Source organism: Psychrobacter sp. van23A, assembly GCF_030845275.1.
Taxonomy (GTDB): domain Bacteria; phylum Pseudomonadota; class Gammaproteobacteria; order Pseudomonadales; family Moraxellaceae; genus Psychrobacter; species Psychrobacter faecalis.
Genome location: NZ_CP132595.1, coordinates 1 through 20269, shown reverse-complemented (window position 1 = coordinate 20269; position 20269 = coordinate 1). Strand labels below are relative to the sequence as shown.

At 42.6% G+C, this 20269-nt stretch carries 13 protein-coding genes; 3 read left to right on the top strand and 10 right to left on the bottom strand.

What is annotated here, in order from left to right; translation table 11 throughout:
* Positions 1-13: 13 nt before the first annotated feature.
* Together RAH45_RS00065 and RAH45_RS00060 are read left to right on the top strand one after the other, a co-directional pair.
* The gene (locus tag RAH45_RS00065; RefSeq protein WP_305935962.1) at positions 14-1717 is read left to right on the top strand and encodes a glycerol-3-phosphate dehydrogenase/oxidase; all 1704 of its coding nucleotides are present in this window, start codon (positions 14-16) and stop codon (positions 1715-1717) included.
* Positions 1718-1882: 165 nt separating this feature from the next.
* Positions 1883-3451 (top strand): FGGY-family carbohydrate kinase, encoded by a 1569-nt coding sequence (locus RAH45_RS00060; RefSeq protein WP_306495360.1) that lies wholly within the window; start codon positions 1883-1885, stop codon positions 3449-3451.
* A gap of 107 nt (positions 3452-3558) precedes the next feature.
* Here RAH45_RS00060 and RAH45_RS00055 read toward each other — a convergent pair whose 3' ends face one another.
* The 4 genes from RAH45_RS00055 to RAH45_RS00040 form a co-directional block, all read right to left on the bottom strand.
* A complete protein-coding gene (locus RAH45_RS00055) occupies positions 3559-4983 on the bottom strand; it encodes an McrC family protein (protein ID WP_197488877.1) in 1425 nt (474 codons plus the stop codon).
* Positions 4964-7114, bottom strand: a complete 2151-nt coding sequence (locus RAH45_RS00050; protein WP_068405752.1) for an McrB family protein — start codon at positions 7112-7114, stop codon at positions 4964-4966. The genes RAH45_RS00055 and RAH45_RS00050 overlap by 20 nt, the downstream gene beginning before the upstream one ends.
* 100 nt (positions 7115-7214) lie before the next feature.
* The gene (locus tag RAH45_RS00045; protein ID WP_306495359.1) at positions 7215-8384 is read right to left on the bottom strand and encodes a MalY/PatB family protein; all 1170 of its coding nucleotides are present in this window, start codon (positions 8382-8384) and stop codon (positions 7215-7217) included.
* A gap of 33 nt (positions 8385-8417) precedes the next feature.
* Complete coding sequence (locus RAH45_RS00040) at positions 8418-9224, bottom strand: crotonase/enoyl-CoA hydratase family protein (protein WP_068405759.1); 807 nt, start codon at positions 9222-9224, stop codon at positions 8418-8420.
* Between the two features lie 242 nt (positions 9225-9466).
* Between RAH45_RS00040 and rlmF the strand changes: the two genes are divergently transcribed.
* Positions 9467-10519, top strand: coding sequence for a 23S rRNA (adenine(1618)-N(6))-methyltransferase RlmF (rlmF, locus tag RAH45_RS00035; RefSeq protein ID WP_068405776.1), 1053 nt, complete (start codon positions 9467-9469; stop codon positions 10517-10519).
* A gap of 115 nt (positions 10520-10634) precedes the next feature.
* Here rlmF and RAH45_RS00030 read toward each other — a convergent pair whose 3' ends face one another.
* The 6 genes from RAH45_RS00030 to dnaA all read right to left on the bottom strand — a co-directional run bounded on the left by RAH45_RS00030 (position 10635) and on the right by dnaA (position 20269).
* Entirely contained in the window at positions 10635-11243 is a 609-nt protein-coding gene (locus RAH45_RS00030) for a manganese efflux pump MntP (protein ID WP_068405055.1), read from the bottom strand.
* A gap of 59 nt (positions 11244-11302) precedes the next feature.
* Complete coding sequence (locus tag RAH45_RS00025; protein WP_068405054.1) at positions 11303-12784, bottom strand: DUF6880 family protein; 1482 nt, start codon at positions 12782-12784, stop codon at positions 11303-11305.
* Positions 12785-12924: 140 nt separating this feature from the next.
* Positions 12925-15459 (bottom strand): DNA topoisomerase (ATP-hydrolyzing) subunit B, encoded by a 2535-nt coding sequence (gyrB, locus tag RAH45_RS00020; RefSeq protein ID WP_068405063.1) that lies wholly within the window; start codon positions 15457-15459, stop codon positions 12925-12927.
* 666 nt (positions 15460-16125) lie between these two features.
* Positions 16126-17385: a DNA replication/repair protein RecF gene (locus RAH45_RS00015; protein WP_306495357.1), complete on the bottom strand. Its 1260-nt coding sequence runs from the start codon at positions 17383-17385 to the stop codon at positions 16126-16128.
* 72 nt (positions 17386-17457) lie between these two features.
* Complete coding sequence (dnaN, locus tag RAH45_RS00010; protein ID WP_306495356.1) at positions 17458-18633, bottom strand: DNA polymerase III subunit beta; 1176 nt, start codon at positions 18631-18633, stop codon at positions 17458-17460.
* 190 nt (positions 18634-18823) lie between these two features.
* Positions 18824-20269, bottom strand: a complete 1446-nt coding sequence (gene dnaA, locus RAH45_RS00005; RefSeq protein WP_306495354.1) for a chromosomal replication initiator protein DnaA — start codon at positions 20267-20269, stop codon at positions 18824-18826.

Here is a 20269-nt window from a genome sequence, read left to right as displayed (position 1 = left end):
AGAAGAGTGAGATATGACTCAAACCAAGCAACGGCAACAAGCATTAGCGCCTTTATCTTGTGGCTCGTCTCAAGCAGAACCTTGGGATATGCTGATTATCGGTGGCGGTATCACCGGTGCTGGGATTGCGCGCGAAGCGGCACGGCGCGACCTTAAAGTTTTACTTATTGAGCAAAAAGACTTTGCTTGGGGTACATCAAGCCGCTCGAGTAAAATGGTACATGGTGGGTTACGTTACATTGCCTCGGGTGATTATAAAACCACCTTGCTTAGCGTGCGCGAGCGTGAGCGTATGCTCAGTGAAGCAAGCGGCCTAGTCAATGAAATGCACTACATCATGCCGCATTATAAAGGCAAGTTTCCGCCGCCATGGATATTTAATACTTTATTACGCGTTTACGATGGACTGGCGGGCAAGCGCTACTCTAAGTACTTTAAAAAAGATGCTTTTCTTAGCCTGAACCCAAATATCAAACAAGACAAGTTTTTAGGTGCCAGTCAATTTAGCGATGCGGTGACCGATGACTCGCGGCTGGTGATGCGCGTCCTTGCTGAGGCGATTCACGACGGTGCGCAGGCGATTAATTACCTAAAAGCCGAAACGTTGATTACCAATGAACAAGGCTTGGTAGTAGGCGCAACGCTCAAAGACACTTCTTCTGAGGACAATGCTCAAAACAATATTCAAAACAATGTTCAAAGCAATGCTCAAAGTTACAATATTTACGCCAAAGTGGTGGTCAGTGCCACAGGCGCTTGGGCGGATACCTTACGGATGCAAGCCAGTAAACAGACTGAGCAAAGTTTTCATAAGCAAATTCGTCCGTCACGCGGCAGTCACTTGGTCGTGAGCAAAGAGCGCTTGCCAATCGAGCAAGCCTATACCTTTTTGCATCCTGAAGATAAAAGAGCGGTATTTGTCTTTCCGTGGGAAAACCGTACCGTGCTTGGCACCACTGATTTGGATCATCCCCCTTTGGACGATAGCGAGGTTGGCATCACGAATGAAGAGGTCGATTATTTATTAACGGCGACTAACGAGCTGTTTAATGATGCCAAGCTTAACCGAGAAGATGTCATTAGTACTTGGGCGGGCGTGCGTCCGCTGATCTCAGAAGGCAATGCTAGAGAGGATGGCAAACGCGTCAGCCCCAGTAAAGAAAAGCGCGACCACAGCGTGTGGCTCGACAATAACCTCGTCACCGTTAGCGGCGGCAAGCTAACAACCTTTCGCCTGATTGCTTTAGATGTCCTTGAAAAGTGTCAAGAAGTGCTCACCCTTGATAAGTCTGTCATTCAAAAGCAAACCTTAAATGATGATCACGTTTTTAGCAATACCGCGCCAACCAATCCTAAATTTTTTACTTTACCAAAAGCTCTACAACAACGCTTACAAGGGTTTTACGGTCGCCAGCTTGATACTTTACTTGAGCTTGCGCATGAAGATGATTTGGCTTATGTCACCGACAGCAATACCATTTGGGCAGAGATCCGTTTTGCCGCGCGCCATGAGCAAGTCATGCATTTAGATGATTTATTACTGCGGCGTACGCGCTTGGGTTTAATCCTACCGAATGGGGCAATGACACCGTTAATTAGCGCTAGACTGAAGCAGATATGTCAGCAAGAGCTCGGCTGGAATGAGCAAAAATGGCAGCAAGAAGCCCAGCGCTATCAAAACTTATGGCAACGCTATTATCATTTGCCTGCGGCTTAGCGCTTTTCTATTATATTAATAGCCATTGCTACTGGTATAACTTTTTCTTGCTCGCTGTGCCTGCGTAGACAGAGGCTGCGGAAAATTTACATCAGTAGCAAGCGATAATCATAGTGTGTTTTTATTTTGCGCTACCTATCTATTTTTACATAGTTAAGGACGACTATGACCACTACTTTTGATGCACCTATTTACTTCTTAGCCATCGATAATGGCACCCAAAGTGTCAGAGCACTTATCTTTGATCAGTTTGGCACTGAGATTGCTAAAGCGCGCGTTCCTATCGAGCCTTATTTTTCTACTGAGCCTAATTTTGCTGAGCAGCATGCCAACTATTATTGGCAAAAGCTAAGCAAGGCTTGTCAGCAATTGTGGCAAAGCTGCGATATTAAACCTGAGCAAATCGCAGGCGTCAGTCTCGCCACCCAGCGCTATACCATGATTTGCCTCGATAAAGATAAGCAGCCACTGCGCCCCGCTATTGTATGGATGGATTTGCGCCGCGGCGAAACCAACGATATTGGTTTTTTAAGCCCACTAACCAAAATTATTGGCATGGGCGAACTGGTACAAGAGGCACAGCAAAAAGCCCGCTGTAATTGGCTTGCATACCATGAGCCAGAGATGTGGGCAAAGACCGCCCATTACGTCAATCTATCTGCGTATCTTACCTATCAGCTGACAGGCGAATTAGCCGATTCCACTGGTCATGCCCTAGGTTATCTGCCTTATGACTATAAAGCGCAAACATGGCTAAAACCCAAAGATCTTAAATGGCGTTTATTTAGCTGTCGACCTGAGCAAATGCCTAAGATTGTCGCGCCAGGTCAGTCACTTGGTCATATCAGCGCCAAAGCGGCTAAAGCCACAGGGATTTTAGAAGGCACGCCGATGATTGCTGCCGCTAGCGATAAAGCGTGCGAAGCGTTGGGTTCGGCAGGTCTCGCTGCTGACACTGCCTGTTTAAGCTTTGGCACTACTGCGACTATCAATACCACGTCAAGCAATTACGTCGAAATCCTTAAACACATGCCCGCCTACACCGCAGCTGCGCCAAACTACTACAGTCATGAGTACATGATTTATCGCGGCTTTTGGATGGTCAGCTGGTTTAAGGAGCAATTTGCTCACTATGAAGAACAACTTGCGAAAACCAAAGGTATCGATACCGAAAAGCTCCTCGATCAGGCAGTCAAAGATATTCCGGCCGGTTGTATGGGGCTGATGATGCAGCCGTATTGGTCACCTGGCGTCCGTCATCCGGGGCTTGAGGGCAAAGGTGCGCTCATTGGTTTTGGCGATGTGCACACGCGGGCGCACGTTTATCGCGCTATCTTAGAGGGGCTGGCTTACGAGCTTAAGCTTGGCTTTGATACCATTGAAAAACGTACGAGTAAAACTATCAAACACCTGCGTGTCTCAGGCGGCGGCTCGCAAAGTGACTCAGCGATGCAGCTTACTGCTGATATCTTTGGTATGCCCGCTTATCGCCCGCACACTTATGAAGCTTCAGGCTTAGGCGCTGCCATCAACTGCGCAGTTGGACTCGGCGTCTACCCTGACCATGCAGCCGCAAGTGAGGCAATGACTCATTTAGGCGATGAGTTCATCCCTATTGAGGCCAACGTCCAACTCTACAAACGCCTTTATAATGAGGTTTATCTAAAAATGTATGAGCGCTTAAAACCGTTATATCAAAGTATCCAAGACATCACAGGATATCCCGCCAAGTAGTTTGCGCAAGTTTGAAGTGTAGGAGTATTGGAAGTGGTCAAAAGGTGGAATAATTTTGGCTAAGAGGTTGTAGGAGCTGATCCTACTATTTGCTATTATCTGCCAGTCTAGGCGACGATTATATTATTACGAACCTCAAATTGCTCACCATTATTTTGCATATATAACAGCTTTTGAATAGCTTCAATCAACTTCGTTTCATTCTCAGCAATTGTCTTTTTAAAGGCTTGATAACTTGTGACCTGTTGCGGAATAGCTAGCTTAAACTTATGAATACTACCACCAAAGCCATTCAACAAGCCCATATTTAAAGCCAAATTGTCATCAATTGTAGGAGCAATATAGCCTCCTATATCTGCTCGATATAAAAACAGATAAGATAGAATTTGATTCAGGTCATCGCGACTAATGTGATTTTCTTTCATGCGTTTATATTTGGCGTCCAAAATAATGCGGCTATCTTTTACAAAGTCAGGATAACGACGCACGTTATTACCCGAAAGCTTTTGTGCATATACTTTGATACCGCCTTTTCGATTATTATTTGTCGGATGCTTATAACCGATAGGGTGTAGAAGCGTATTCAGATACTCCTCCCACAACCAAGCGCCATCAAACAGGATACCGTGTGCTTTGGCGTCATTTTTGGCATATTTAAGACCTTCATGCCGTAGGATTTGTAGGCAGATTTTTTGCAAGCCAGTATATTCAGTAAAGTAAGGATGGACGAAAGGCTTGCGGTTGGCATTGATGACGGTGTGTCTATCTCTTGCGTGATATAACGGGGTATGCTGGGCAATCAGATTAACAAAATCCAAGGTTTCGCTATCGCTGTGCAGTATGTCTCGCAAGTTTGGTTTTTGTCTAATAAGTTCAATAGTATGACGGATAAGCTGAGTTATCGAATTATCAAAACTGTGCTCTCGTAAACGGTAGGCGACCTTACCTCGAAACGGTAAGTTTTGTTTCAGATGCGTTTTAATATCAATAGCACCTTGAAGATTGCTATCATTATAGGTTTTCTTTTGATACTCCTTGTACAAGCCTTGCGAAAGCGCTTTTTTAAGGAAATAAGGAAACAGGTACACCAAGAAATCAAACAAGTTAGTTTGGTTACGGCTGTGCTTTAAGTCAAACAGATTAAGGCACAATACCTTTTGTAGCATATAGTGCAAGAAATAATCTTCTTCATTGCCTTTCTCCTGATCCACTTGGTCACCATAAACAGCAGAGGCCTGAGCAAAACGAGATTGGATTTTTAGTTGCGTATCTTGTACGCCAATAAAACCCATGATATTACCCGTCCTTAAAACCGTTTTAGAGTTACTAAGAGTTAGTTCATAAATTGGGGCGATTTCGATATCGTCCTCGTTATCTTTAAAACACTCAGGGAATATCAACAGCTCAGGATTTGCTTTTACCAGCTCGCCAATACTTTTATTGGCAAGTGATGATAAATCGGCTATGGCTTTATTAACGCTTGGCATATTAGAGTCTAAAGCCAATGAGGTATTATCTGTCGTTACTAGCATCAGCCTCAACCAAGTCATAGGCGTTTTTTAAGATAACTAGCTGTTCATTAGCATCAGGATATCCACGTAAATATTCAAACAATAGTGACTCTAAATGATACGTCCACAGCTTGTCGAAATCGCCGTCATAGTCAGCTAATTTCAAAAAGTAGGCAGGTCCGACGTGATAAGCAGCGCTTAACCCTTGTATATCTTCAATAGCACTATTTAAAGTGATTAAACGCTGTTTAGCTTCCTCAGCCCAATCGCCGATTTGATCTTCCCACATAGACAATCTATCTTCTGCTTTGATTTCTTTCCAAGCAAAACGACGGCGCATAGCAAAATCAAAAGACTCCACACTACGGTCAATGTCATTCATTGTACCGATGATATAGACGTTATCAGGTATATAGAAGCCGTCTTTAAACACATCTTCTTCGGTTTGTAGATTAGCGTATTGAGTGGTAACTCTGCCACTCTCACCTCGATAGCCGGGGTCAATAGAGAAAAACAGCTCACCCAATACTTTGGAGATTTCGGCGCGGTTTATTTCATCGAGTATAAGGATGAATTTTTTATTCTTATCCTCCGTATTAGCCATTTGCAAATCGTAGTTTGCTTCGATGTATTCACATACGGGAATCAAATAGGGTTTCCAGTTCAGCGATTTACCTGTTTCAAAATAGGTCTGTATCAAAGATTTGGTTAAAGTAATTTGTCTCTGTGTTTCGCTTGAGAGAACGGCTGTAATATTATCGCGTGAATTGACAATAACGCTAAATGGACTTTCTTGGCTAGGAGTTGCTAAATCTAGAGCGCTCTCGGATACATCATCTATAAATCTTTGATAGACCTCGTCAAAGTTGCTTAACTGTTGATTGTTTTGATATTTAAGGGCTTCTTTACAGAACTTTTTAAAGCTACCGTCCCGCAGTTCAAAACCAACCTCGCCTTCCTCGCTTTGAATGGGTCGTAAGCCTTCGACAAAATCAGTGTAATCGTATGAAGGATGAAACTGTATGAGCTTGTGCTCTGCTCCCCATGCTTCAGCCAATGCTTTTGCTAAGTAGGTTTTACCTGTTCCCGGCGCCCCAGTAAGTATAAGGTTTTTATTGGCAAGCAGTAGCTCGCTAATTTCTTGTAGTAAAGGATTGGTAATAGGCTGCTGAATCTTTTTCATACTCGATTGTTCAGTCATGGTTAACTCATTAGCAAGCTTAAAAACGTTTTTATAAGCCTCAAACAAATCGCCTTTTAAGTCATTGATGATGCTGTAGTAATCAACCAAAGACAGTTTCTGTTCATGATCTAACGCTATTATTCGACCAAATAAGTAATGCTCATCTTTGACAGGACTTTGGAAGTCGGCTTCATCCGTACTCAATGCAAAGCCTCTATCGGCAAGCTTGGTCATCTCGTCACTGTCTTTCAAAGCAATAAAAGCATCCATATAGGGCTTGATATACTCTATCGGGGTCTTTTCTTCTTTGAATCTGACATAAAGCGTATTAAAACCCAAACCATAACCAATTTTATGGTCTGATAAGTAGATATGATATTGAACTTCTGTTCCAGCCCCTTCATTAATAGCCCACTCTCTGTCTTCGCTATCATATTTAAACAATAACTTTGAGTTAGTGATTCTTTGATTGCCTGTCAGCTCTTTTCTCGCTATAAGAAAGTCTCTTTTTAAATCACCAACGTCTTTGTTTATAAGACTGACTAAACGACCAATGCTATCTATTTTTATAGCATTAGCATTGATATAGTCTAGTTCTTGCATTGCTTCAACTAACTCATCGCGTAGTTTCCATTCAAATAAGTTACCCGCTACCTTCTTACCAAGCATTGTAACTAACCAATAAGTTTTATCACCCTCTTCTGTAATTATTTCAAACTTATTTAAACGCTCTTGAACACCTCTACTAAAACCAGTAATAAACCCACTGAGTGAAAAGGGAGATGAATGATATTTTTCAGCTAAAAACTTACAGGTTGCTTTGTGTTCTGGCTCTAAGTAAAAGAGACTAAGCGCATATTTATAGTTATTAGTCATGAAATCATCGTCAGATAATATCTTTATCCAGTCTTGCTTAGTGACTTGTGGTGAGCTGTTATAGTCATCCTTTTTTACGACGATTTTCTGCACTGGAGTATCCTTTTAACGAGTTATAAGCTATGAATATGCGTGATTATAAAACGAGTGAGTATTTATGGTTAATTTAAAGTAATTACTCACTTAACAGTAGTTAAGATTGAACCCCACCAATAAGAGCCTCATAAATACGATTTAACCCCTCACGCAGCAGCGCCTCAGGACACGCCACATTCAAGCGCATTTTAAGATGTCCCTCATTACCGTATTTAATACCAGAATTGAGCTCAACTTTAGCAGCTCGTAGCTTGTCATACAGCGCCTGATCATCATCGCCGTACGCCGAACAATCTAGCCAAATTAAATACGAGGCTTCTGGACGCATAACCTTAATATCAGGCAGATGCTGCTCTAAAAAGCTAATGATTAAGTCAATATTGGCTTCGATATAAGCCAGCGCCTGCTCTAGCCATCCTCCACCATTTTCATAAGCGCTACGCATTACTTCATAAGCAAATAAATTGAGCTCATATTCATCATTTAACTGCTGCTGCTGACTTATTTTTTTGATTAATGAATTATCTTTAGCAAAGATCATCGAGCCTTTGATCCCCGCTACATTAAAGGTCTTGGTCATTGAGGTTAGACTGACGACGTTATGCGCGTAACCTGCCGCTTCTGCCAATTTTAAAAAAGGCGTAAAGGTATGACCACTCAAGGTTAAATCTTGATGAATCTCATCGCTGACAACCGCCACGTCATGTTTTTTGCAAAGCACAAGCAGCGCCTCAATCTCATCGGTCGTCCACACGCGTCCGCCAGGATTGTGCGGATTGCACAACAAATATAACTTTACCTTATGCTCGATAATTTTAGCTTCGATATCGACTAAATTCAGATGATACTTACCATCGACCTCCTTCAATAGCGATGTCACAAGTGTGCGACCGTTTTGCTCAACCTTGGTCATAAAAGGCGTATAAATAGGGTCATTAACCAGTACCGCATCGCCTGCTCCGGTAAAGACGTTCATCATCAGTGCGAGGCTTGGCACAACGCCCGGCGAAAACAAGATATTCTGCTTATCGAGTAGCAAGCCATAACGACTGCTATGCCACTGAATAATCGAATCATACAAAGCCGCATTGGGTCTGGTATAGCCCAATATGCCATGCTGCGCGACTTGCTCAATCGCCTTTAAGATAGGCTGGGCAGTCTTAAAGTCCATATCCGCAACCCATAACGGAATCGTGTCATCGTTATAGTGCCATTTAACTGAACCGGTATTACGTCTATCAATTATCTCATCGAAGTTGTATTGCACCACTATTCTCCTAAGGGGAAAATCTTTGAATAACTAACGTCCCTGAAACTCAGCTTCCCTTCTCTCAACCATCGCCATCGCTCCCTCTTTCGCATCTTCTGAATAAAATAAAGACGGCAGATAGCCATGAATATTGGCTAAAGCCGCTTTTGCGCCATTCCGACTGGCATCTTGCGCTGAGGACAATAATCCTTGTACGCCGAGCGGAGCTGCTTTACATATCTCTTGAGCAATAGTCATTGCTCGTTCGTATTCTGTGCCATTTGCCACTACTTCACTGACCAGATTTAACCTATCTGCGGTTTGTGCATCAAAGGCTTTACCAGTGAGCAAATACGGCATGGCTTTTTGCCAACCTGCTGCTGCGACGAAACGTACCGTCGCGCCACCAAACGGCATGATACCGCGCTGAACTTCCATTTGTGCAAAGTTGCAGTTATCACTTGCGATAACGACATCACTATTTAGCATTAATTCAATGCCAGCGGTAAAGCAAGTTCCTTGAATCGCAACGACCACAGGTTTGCTGCGTAATTTGCCACCGATTCCCCATGGGTCAATCTCATTATCATTAAACTCAAACGCGCCTTTATCCCACTTATCTTGCAACTCCATTAGATCAAGTCCGGCGGTAAAGTGCTCACCATGGGCAAATATGAGCGCACAGCGTAAGTTCTCGTCGTTTTCATAACGCGTCAGTGCTTCGGATAATTGCTTAATCATATGGCTATCAAAGGCGTTGCGTTTATCGGCACGATTGAGCCCGATTAGGCAGATATAGCCGTCAGTTTCATAGGTGATGCGGTTATCGGTACTGGGTTTATTACTTTCCGTTGTCATATTTTTATCCTTTTAAATGCATTTTTGTCATCTGCTGCGCTTATAAAATAGCCGCTTTATGCTCATTTGGCTTAGTTTCAATATAGACACCCCCATGCGATAACGCAAGGACAGATATACGCACTCAGGCAGATTGCGATTCTTATTTGCTATAGGCAAATCAGTAGCCATGGATAAACCGATAGACGGGCGTGAAATCTGCTAAACTGGGTGATTATATTCAAACATCGCAGTCCGAAACTATGACCAGTAAGCCCAGCACAAATACATCAAACGCCCGTAGAGTAAATGCTAACACTCATCGCAATCGCTCACCTGAGACCGCCAAAAAGCTCGGCAAGCTACACCCGCACAATCCGCACCAAGGGCGCTATGACTTTGCGCTATTGACCCGTGCCCTGCCTGAATTGGCTAAGCACACCATCACTAACCCGAAAGGTGAGCCGACGATTAACTTCTCTGATAGTGAGGCGGTACGCGTCCTCAATCAAGCGTTGCTCGCGCATTACTATGGCGTGAAGTTTTGGGATATTCCAGAAGGCTATCTCTGCCCGCCGATACCGGGTCGCGCCGATTATATCCATTATATTGCTGATTTACTCGCGCAAACCACGCACGTTAATGACGACAATACCCCGCCGACGGGAAAAGAGATTCACGCCCTTGATATTGGTACCGGGGCCAGTGCGATTTATCCGATTATCGGTAGCCAAAGCTATGGTTGGCGCTTTACCGCGAGCGACATTGACCCTATTTCAGTCAATACCGCCGCGCTGATTTGCGAAGCCAACCCAAAGCTAAAAAGTGCCGTTAAAGTAAAACTACAGCCTGAGCCTAAGTTTATTTTTAAAAACATCATCGGTCGTCAAGATTACTTCGATGTGGTCGTTTGCAACCCACCGTTTCATGCGTCATTAGAAGAAGCGATGCAAGCCAATACCCGCAAGCAGCATAATCTGCAACGCCATCGTGGTAAGAATGAAAACGAGCAAATCAGCCGCCATTCAACCAAGGCTGGAAATGCTGCGCAAAATCTCAACTTTGGTGGTCAGCATAAAGAGTTGTGGAGTGAGGGCGGCGAAATTGCCTTTTTGACCAAAATGATAAAAGAAAGTCAAGATTTTGCCGAGCACGTTGGCTGGTTTACCAGCTTGGTGTCAAAGTCAGAGAACGTGAAACCATTACAACTGTTATTAAAACAGCTTGATGTTGCCCAAATGCGCATCATCGAGATGAGCCAAGGTCAAAAGAACACCCGTGTTCTAGCGTGGCGCTTTAATATTGACGAAGCGTAATTAATAAAAAATGACTATCTAAAAAATATTTATTCAAAGTTTCACGTGAAACAAGAAAAACCGCTTTGTTTATCAAGGCGGTTTTTTTATAGAGTAAGAGCTTAAGGTTAATAAACTAGCTAAAAAACATTACTTTTAAGCCAATGAGTATAAGTACTAGCCCACCAAGCGCTTCCGCCTTATCTTCAAGATACGTCCCTGATTTCTTACCCAAATAAACACCAAAAACGCTAAAAATAGCCGTGATAATAGCGATAATGAAACACGCTAACCACGCATTAAGCGCCAACAAATTAAGCGTAAAACCAGCTGCCATCGCATCAATACTGGTGGCAATAGCAAGGGTAAACATGGTGCGATGATTGATATTTTTCTTTAGGTTGTCATTTACAGAAACTGTCTCACTATTTATATGCAGGGCTTTATCTACAACCTCTTCTCCATCTCCAAAAAACACTTCATAAAGCATTTTTCCGCCAAGACCGATAAGGATAAAGCCACCAATCCAAGGTGCAGCCGCAGCCAACCAGCCTAATAAAGCGGCGCCCAATAAATAACCGATCAACGGCATCACGCCCTGCGCAATGCCAAAATACAAGCCCGCATAAATTGCCAAATGCAACACATAACGATGATGTTGTTTTTGTGATTTAGCTCCTAACCCAATCGCAACAGCAAACGCATCCATCGCAAGAGCAATAGCAAGTAATATAACTTCAATCATTTTATTCTTCGCTTATTTCTGCTTATTGCCATAAGTTTCACGTGAAACACTATATCAATCTAATCGTTTACCTTTTCCCAAAAACTACGCTTTTTACCATGCTTGTCTTTAAGGGTAATGACATATTCTTTATGGGTCGCAAGTTCACTGTAAGGCTTAGACGATTTACTAATAACCGTATCAAGTTTGGTTAGACGATCGAAGTAGCGAGCGGCGTGACCATAAGCTTTGCTGCGAGAGCTGTCTAGAATATCGTTAAGTAAAGTGCGGTAAATAATAACTTGAAGTAAATCTGTCTTAGTTGGCAAATCTTTTAACATGCTTGTGAGATCTGTGTAATGCACATCAGCAAACTGGGAATGACGGGCAACTGCAACCTCATTAGCAAGCTCAATCTCTCCTATTTCTAGCAGTAGCGATGTGGCCATAAATACATTTTCTTGTTGTTCTGCCAGCTCATAAGCTCTTTTTCGCCACTTAGATTGCTGAGCAGGACTGGCCACAGCCATGATAGCTTTTAACCGCGAAGGGGTTGATTGTAGCTCAAACGCCTCGCCTAGCACCTCCATGAGCGCGTCGGTATCTTTTTGCATGTGATATATGTGACTCAGCCAATCCAAACGTCTGATCTTATCTAACAGACCATCGCTTTGCCACTCTTCATTTAAGTAGTGTAATGCCTTATCAAAAGCTCTTTGATTTAGCAGAAATGTTAGCAACTCTTCTAATCTTCGAGGATGAACCGGTCTAGTCTCTTGCATCTCAAAGAATATGGTTTCAAAAAAACCCACATCACCTAGCGCCCTTGTTAGGTTTTTTATGGCGATCTCAATTACCATTTTTTCATAGTTAATTGAAAAAGCATCATCACTTAAAGGGCTGTTTTGCCTTTCATTGAGCGTATCTTTAATTGCTTTTTTTGTTTGGATATTCTCACGCTCTTGTTGATAATCACCGATCAATCCACGTATCTCAGTCTCAGATAACAGTTGATCAATATTTTCTAATAAACTATCTTTGGTACCATAATCATTATCGTCAGCCAGCACTTTTACTTTCTTTATCCAAGCTTGACTGAGTATATCGCGCTCATCAACAGGTATGTCTCGCTTTTCTTGCTCATAGCAAGTGCTAGCCACTGCTAGCCAAAATGACGTCAAACTCCTATAAATATCACCGATATAACCGTTGGAATCATCAGCACGTTCTAGGCTAGCATTAGTAGACTCTATAAATAACTCAAGTAACGTCAAGCACTCTTTTGGTTGCTCAGGATAAAGGCTCATTATATCGCTGGCTAAGTGCTGAAGCTCAGTAGCAAATTCACTAGATTCCCAGTAATCTACAAACTTCCTTCGTCTTCTAAGTCCTTTTAGTGTAGTGGTTAACTTTTTTATAAGTTTAGGTTTATCTGATTGTAATAGCAGACGCTCAATTTTTTTATCGAGCATTTTATCTATACCATACACCTCAGAGACAAAATCAATTAAGGTCTTTTTTGATAGTTGTGACAAATACTTCTTTTGTTCTGCGTTTAGCATAGTATTCCCTTCACTATTTTATTGATAATATTTCACATGAAAAAAGCCACCTTGCGAGCAAGATGACTTTATACCAATAAACAATTATATTCAAACTTCAAAACTATAACTTCAAGGTCTATAAACTAAAAGCTTAAAAGCTAAATATCCAAATTAGACACGGTCAGCGCATTCTCTTCAATGAAAATACGACGTGGCTCGACATGGTCACCCATTAGGCAGGTAAACATATGGTCAGCGGCAATCGCATCTTCAATTGTCACGCGTAACATACGGCGGTTTTCAGGATCCATGGTGGTATCCCAAAGCTGATCAGCGTTCATCTCGCCCAGCCCTTTATAACGCTGAATCGCCAAACCACGACGCGCCTCAAGCATCATTTGTTGCCAGAGATAATCAAAATCGCGTACTGGGATATCTTTGGTCGTACCTGCGCTTGCTTCACGGCGGATAAAGGCATCTTCTGCAAGCAAGGTATTCCATTCAGCGGATAAGCGCAGCAGCTTGGTATACTCACCTGAATTGATAAAGCTGGCATCTAACAAATAATGATGCGCCAATTGATGCACATAAACAGTGATACGCGGTAACCATTGAGCTTTGGCAGATAAAGAATCACTGTCATCAGCAGATGTTTCACTTTCATCAAGTTCTACCACTGCGGTCATACCCAATAAATCAGCAGCGGCAGCATCCATATTCTTTGGTTGCGGCGCATGGATATTGACCAGTTCAATCTCAGGATTTAAATCACTACCAAAGTGCTCAAGCTGTGTTTGTAATGACGCTTTCCACGCTTCCATTACTGACTTATCATAAGTCATATCGGTGCTAAGCTTCGGCGTATGCGTCAATGCATCCAATAATACTGCAGGATAACGAATCTGCAAACGCGCTTTGATAAGCTGGGTTTGGTTATAGTCATTGAGCAAGGTCTCAAGCGCTTGACCAGTAATAGCCGGCGCATCAGCACTGATATGCAACTTAGTATTATCGATTGTCGAGGATAATAAATACGCTTTTAAGGCTTCATCGTCTTTTAAATACAGCTCTTGACGACCTTTTTTTACTTTATAAAGTGGTGGCTGAGCGATATAAATATAACCGCGCTCAATCAATTCTGGCGTTTGACGGAAGAAAAAGGTCAACAGCAGCGTACGAATATGCGAGCCATCGACGTCCGCATCGGTCATGATGATGATTTTATGGTAGCGCACTTTGTCAGGATTATATTCATCCGGACCAATGCCGCAACCAAGCGCGGTAATCAAGTTACCAACTTCAGCAGAAGACAGCATTTTGTCAAAACGAGCACGCTCAACGTTAAGAATCTTACCTTTTAGTGGCAAAATTGCTTGAGTCTTACGGCTACGACCTTGCTTGGCTGAACCACCAGCAGAATCCCCTTCCACAATATAAAGCTCTGACAATGCTGGATCTTTTTCTTGGCAATCCGCCAATTTACCCGGCAGGCCTGCGATATCTAGCGTGGTTTTACGGCGGGTCATCTCGCGGGCTTTACGCGCCGCATCACGCGCACGCGCCGCATCAATGATCTTATTGGCAATTGCTTTACCGGCACTTGGGTTTTCAAGCAAATAGTCGTTAAACTTATCATGCATGGCCGATTCAACGGCAGATTTCACTTCGCTCGACACCAGCTTATCTTTGGTCTGACTGGAAAACTTAGGATCCGGCACTTTTACCGAGACAATCGCTGTCAAACCTTCACGCGCATCATCACCCGTGGCAACGATTTTCTCTTTCTTAAATAAGTTTTCGCGATCCATATAGCTGTTAAGTCCGCGCGTCAAAGCTGAACGGAAGCCAGATAAATGCGTTCCGCCATCACGCTGCGGGATATTATTGGTAAAACACAATACTTTTTCGTTATAGGTGTCCGTCCACTGTAGCGCCACTTCGACACTGATACCGTCGTCTTGCTCACTAGTGAAATGAAAGACTTCATTGATACCGTCTTTGCCCGCATTAATGTAGCTGACAAATTCAGACAAGCCGCCCTTATGCTCAAACTCATGACGTTTATCGATGCGCTCATCGGTTAGGACAATGCGCACGCCAGAGTTTAAAAATGATAGCTCACGTAAGCGTTTGGCTAAAATATCGTACTCAAAAATGGTACCAGTAAAGACATCGTTACTCGGATAAAAACGGATTTGCGTACCGGTTTTATCGGTCGCTTCCATCTGCTGAATATCGGCATCAGGAACGCCATCGGTATAGGTTTGATGATAATGATAGCCTTCGCGCCAAATATTCATCTCAAGCTTTTTAGACAAAGCGTTTACAACTGAAACCCCAACGCCGTGTAGGCCGCCCGATACTTTATAGCTGTTGTCATCAAACTTACCACCAGCGTGCAGTACAGTCATAATAACCTGCGCTGCCGATACACCCTCTTCTGGATGGATATCCACAGGGACACCGCGACCGTTATCCATGACACTGACCGACTCGTCTTCATGGATAATGATATCAATTTGGTCGCAATGACCAGCCAGCGCCTCATCGATAGAGTTATCCACCACCTCAAAGACCATATGATGCAAGCCGGTACCATCATCGGTATCACCAATATACATACCCGGACGTACGCGCACCGCTTCTAGTCCGCGCAATACACGAATATCTTTGGAGCTATAATCAGAGGGCATTCCTTCAGGGACGGCAGCAGGCGCAGTAATCTCTACAGCGCTGTCGCTCATCAATTGTTCGTGGTCGGTAGGTAATGAATCACTCATGTGCATTCCTTAATCTAGCCATTATCAGCTATATGTCATCTGCTCACCACAATGGCAACGCTCGACGACGTTATCTTAAATTTAACGTTTTATGGTCAAAATATGTAGTTATAGAGTTAGCAAAAGTTTTATCAGAAGTCGCTTAAAAGAAGATAAAACAGTATTAAACAAGTGGACTTAAATACAGCCAATTTCTCAAAGACTGTTTTTAATATACGCTGTCATTTCTTTTACGCTTCATTAAAACAGCTTAGAAATAAGCATATATCTATCAAGCACTTAGAAGCTGAAAATTATCAAGAAACCCTTAAACAATACTGATAAAATTTTATAAGATAACTTGCTGAGAACAGGGCAAAAATAAAGCTCTATTTTAACATTTTTCTGGCGCTAAGTCACTGTTTACTGACAGTTTTCTCGGTATTAAGCAAGTATTTTAGAAAGGCCACTTTTCTACTAAACACATAAGCATAATAATGAAATTTTGCGGAAGATATGAAGCGTGGTTGATAAAAATGAAGCACAAACTTAGCGGATATTGACGAAACTATTTCTAAAAAACGTTTCTATAAAACATCTTTATAAAGACCTTAGGCTTCCTTGTTTCACATGAAACACGTTAGGTTCTGACCAATACTCATTCACCAACGGTAAGATATCTTCGGTTAAGCTAGTCATAAATACCTGACATGGCAGCTGCGCCAATGTCGACAATAGAATTTGTATCGCCCTAGCATCAAGTTCAGCGGTAATATCGTCTAGTAGCACTACTGGCGTGGCTCGCGCTTTATTATGGTCATTTGGCAAAATAACACTGCTATTGTCCTTTTCTATCGCATGGGTAGAAGTGTTTTCATTAAGCAATAACGGCAATTGCGATAAGCGTAGAGCGGTAATTAACAGTTTTTTCTCGCCGCGGGAGAGAACGTTAGCAGCCTGTTCTTTTATAGTCGGTAGTTTGGCCGCGGTGTCTGCTTTTTCTATGGTTTTTGATACTGCTCTCGCACTGCTGTCTGCTTCGTTGTTAGCATGCTCTGATAAATCACTAGAGCGCCAATGTACATGAATATCGGCGCGGTGATTACCTATCCGCGTATAACCCAGCTGCAAATCCTGCTCCAAACGCTCGTTAAGCTGGATATCTAACGGGATATTGGTGTCGTAGCCGGCGTTATAGCTTAAGCTTAGCTGCTCAGCGTAAGCAGGCAATAATTGCGTGATACTCTTAGCAAAATAAGGCTGCCAGTCGCTAAAGACTCGCTCACGATAATGATGAATAAGCGCCGCATGACTAGCAAGCCCTTTGTCCCATGATTTTAACTCAGCAACCTGCACTGGCGTTAAGTAACGGCTCTTTTTTAGCAAACTATTGCGCTGTTTTAATAAACGCTGATAGGCGACCCATTGCGCATGAAAACCCTGTTTCATGTGAAACACTAGCCAATCTAATAGCTGTCGGCGACTAGCACTACCCTGCTCTAACATATCCATCGACAACGGATCTATCAGTAATGTGGGTAGTTGCTCGGTTAAGATACTTTGGTTATAAACCGTGGTTTGATTCAGCCGTAGAACCGTCGTTGCATCCGCTTGCTTTTGAATAGCTAAGGTGCTGTTATCATTAAGTCTGGCATGCACTGTTACTGCATTTTGATGGTGCTGAATATAGCGTTTAGGCTGATGATGACGGAAGCTTTTGCCTCTTGAAAGCAAGAATATCGCTTCAAGTAACGAGGTTTTGCCACTGCCATTTGCACCGATAATAACGTTGCAAGCAGCAGTATTTAAACTGATCTGGGTTAGATTACGCAGGTGTGAGATCTGTAGACGTTCAATCATAAGGGTGACAGCCGCCTATATTACGCTCATTATCTAATAAGCAAAAGTTCGTTATTTTATAAGGTAGCCAATTTATATACGCATGGGCATAATAACATACTGATGGAAGTCATCATTGAGCTGATTGACCAGTACCGAGGCATTGGATTGGCTCATATGCATTTGCAAATCACCTTGAATCACGCCCAAAACGTCTTGTAGATACGCCGCATTAAATGACAGCTCCATCGGCTCGCCTTGATACTTTGCTTGAATTATCTCGACTGCCTCATCTTGCTCAGCGTTATTAGCGCGTACTTCTACCATGCCATCACTGGCAAAATTAAACACCACACCGCGAGATTTCTCATTACTTAAAATTGCCACACGGCGCAGCACATCAGTCATTTTTTCTTGGTTAAATAGTGCCAACTTATCGGTATTGCTTGGCATGACGCGGCGATAATCAGGGAATTTACCATCAATAAGACGCGCGGTAAAGGTCACCATTAAATCATCACTCACCTGCCCTGTACTATCCACATCACCGAAGGGTAAGCTTACTTGCAAAAACTCACGACCAAAGCTCAGTGTCACAGCATTGTCTTTATCACCAAGCATTTTTCCCAGCTCAGAAGCCAAACGCTCAAGCTCAATCACCGCTTTACGCGGCAAAATCGCTTGCATATTTAAGTCGCTACTGACATCAATAACACTGCGCGCTAACGCCAATCTGTGTCCATCGGTCGCAACTGTAGTTAACTGCTGCTGTGAAACATCAAATAGCATACCGGTCAAATAGTAACGCACATCTTGGATAGCCATTGCAAACTGAGTTTTATGAATTAAGTCGGTCAAACGACTGCGACTGATGATCAAAGGTGTGATATTTTCAGGATTACCAAGACTTGGATAGTCCTCGCTAGGCAATGTACCTAAAGTAAAACGACTTTTACCACTGGTCAGCAGGCAACGCTCATTTTCTTGAGTGGTCAGATTAACTTGTGCTTGCGTGGGCAATGATTTACAGATGTCTCTGAGCTTTGTGGCAGGTAATGTGGTGGTACCTGCTTCGATACAGGCACCAGCAGGCAATTTTAATGTCGATGTCAGCTCTACTTCTAAATCAGAGGCAGTTAAAATAAGCGCCGCCTCAGACAATTGCAGCTTAATATTGCCCAAGATAACCATATTGTGGCGCTTATCGGCGGCCTTGGCAATCAAGTTGATGGCTTTTAGTAACGACTCTCGATTAATCGATAATTGCATGCTTAGTTACTCTTGTTTATTAGTTGCTCTTATTAAAAGAATTTTTATACGTTTTTAAATCATAGGGTTTTAAAATAATGGCTTAATAATACCTTGTCTACTGATGATAATCCATACAGCGTCTGTCCGCTAAACATTAAAATATTATAAACCATATCGACTCGTGACAACATTGTGACGCCATAAGCTTTTAACCCGCTTGCAACATCAAGGCAAGCGTTTTGTAATCCTTATCAAACGCGGGGTCAGCGGCACGTAGCTCATTGACCTTATCACAAGCATGCATCACTGTCGTGTGGTCACGTCCACCAAATGACTGACCAATTTCAGGAAAGCTTTCACTGGTTAATTCGCGCGATAACGCCATCGCTATTTGCCGTGGTCTGGCAATGCTGCGCGTACGTTTACGACCCATAATATCTTTTACGCTCACATCATAGTATTCGGCGACCACTTTACGAATATTATCCATATTTACCGCTTGCACGCGCATCGCAACGATGTCTTTTAGGGCGTATTGCACCATCTCAAGTGTAATGGGCGCGCCCGTTAAGTTGGCATTGGCAAACACTTGGTTTAGTGCACCTTCTAATCGCCTGACATTAGAAACCACGTTTTGAGCGATGAATAGGGCACACTCTTTAGGCAGGCTCATGCCGTACGATGCCGCCTTTCTTTGTAAAATTTGTACTCGAGTGTCAATCTCAGGTGGATCTACTGCAACCGTCAAACCCCAAGAAAAGCGCGACCTGAAACGCTCGTCAAACTCCGTCATTTGTGATGGATGACGATCTGATGCCAGAATCAGTTGCTTATCACCGCTGGTAAAATCTGCAAATAAGGTTAAAAACTCATTACTACTTTTTGTTTTACCAGCTAATACATGAATATCATCTACAATTAATAAATCTACTTTTTTTATTTTCTTTTTAAAATCTTCTATTTTATTATTTCTTAATGAATAAACTAATTGATTAATAAATTTTTCGGAAGTGAAATAGTAGAAAGTTAGATTATTTTTTAAATAGCGATGCGCTACAGAATGCATTAAATGCGTTTTTCCCAAACCAGAAGGTCCGTATATAAATAAAGGATTGTGACGATTTTTTGATTGGCGTTTTCCAAGCTCGTAACAGGCCTTATAAGCTAAGTTATTAGACTTACCAGTGACAAAGGTTTCAAAGGTGAAGTCAGGATTCAGATAGCTTAATGATTTGGCATCGGCAGACTCAATCAGTTCTGCATGACGCATATTGGCATCGATATCCGCTCTAGCAATATCATTATGCGTGCTTTGAAAGTTGTAATCAGCAGGGGGAGGGGAGGGCTGGTCTTCTTCAAACAATGAGCCTGACTGGGCCAGATTACTATCAACCATCTCACGGCCAGCATTATCAACACGTACAATAACGGCTTCAATACTACCTTGGCTATGTTTAGCAACCAACTGCTCGATGTCGTGTAAATGATTCTTTTTGATATAGGTTACAAAGTAATCATTAGGAGCAAGAATAATCAAGCTATTGGCTTCTTGATGAGCAGATAACGGTCTCAACCACATCGTAAAGACATTATCTTTAACATGATAACGTAAGTCGTTTAGGCATTTATCCCAAATAGTTGCTGTATCAATCAT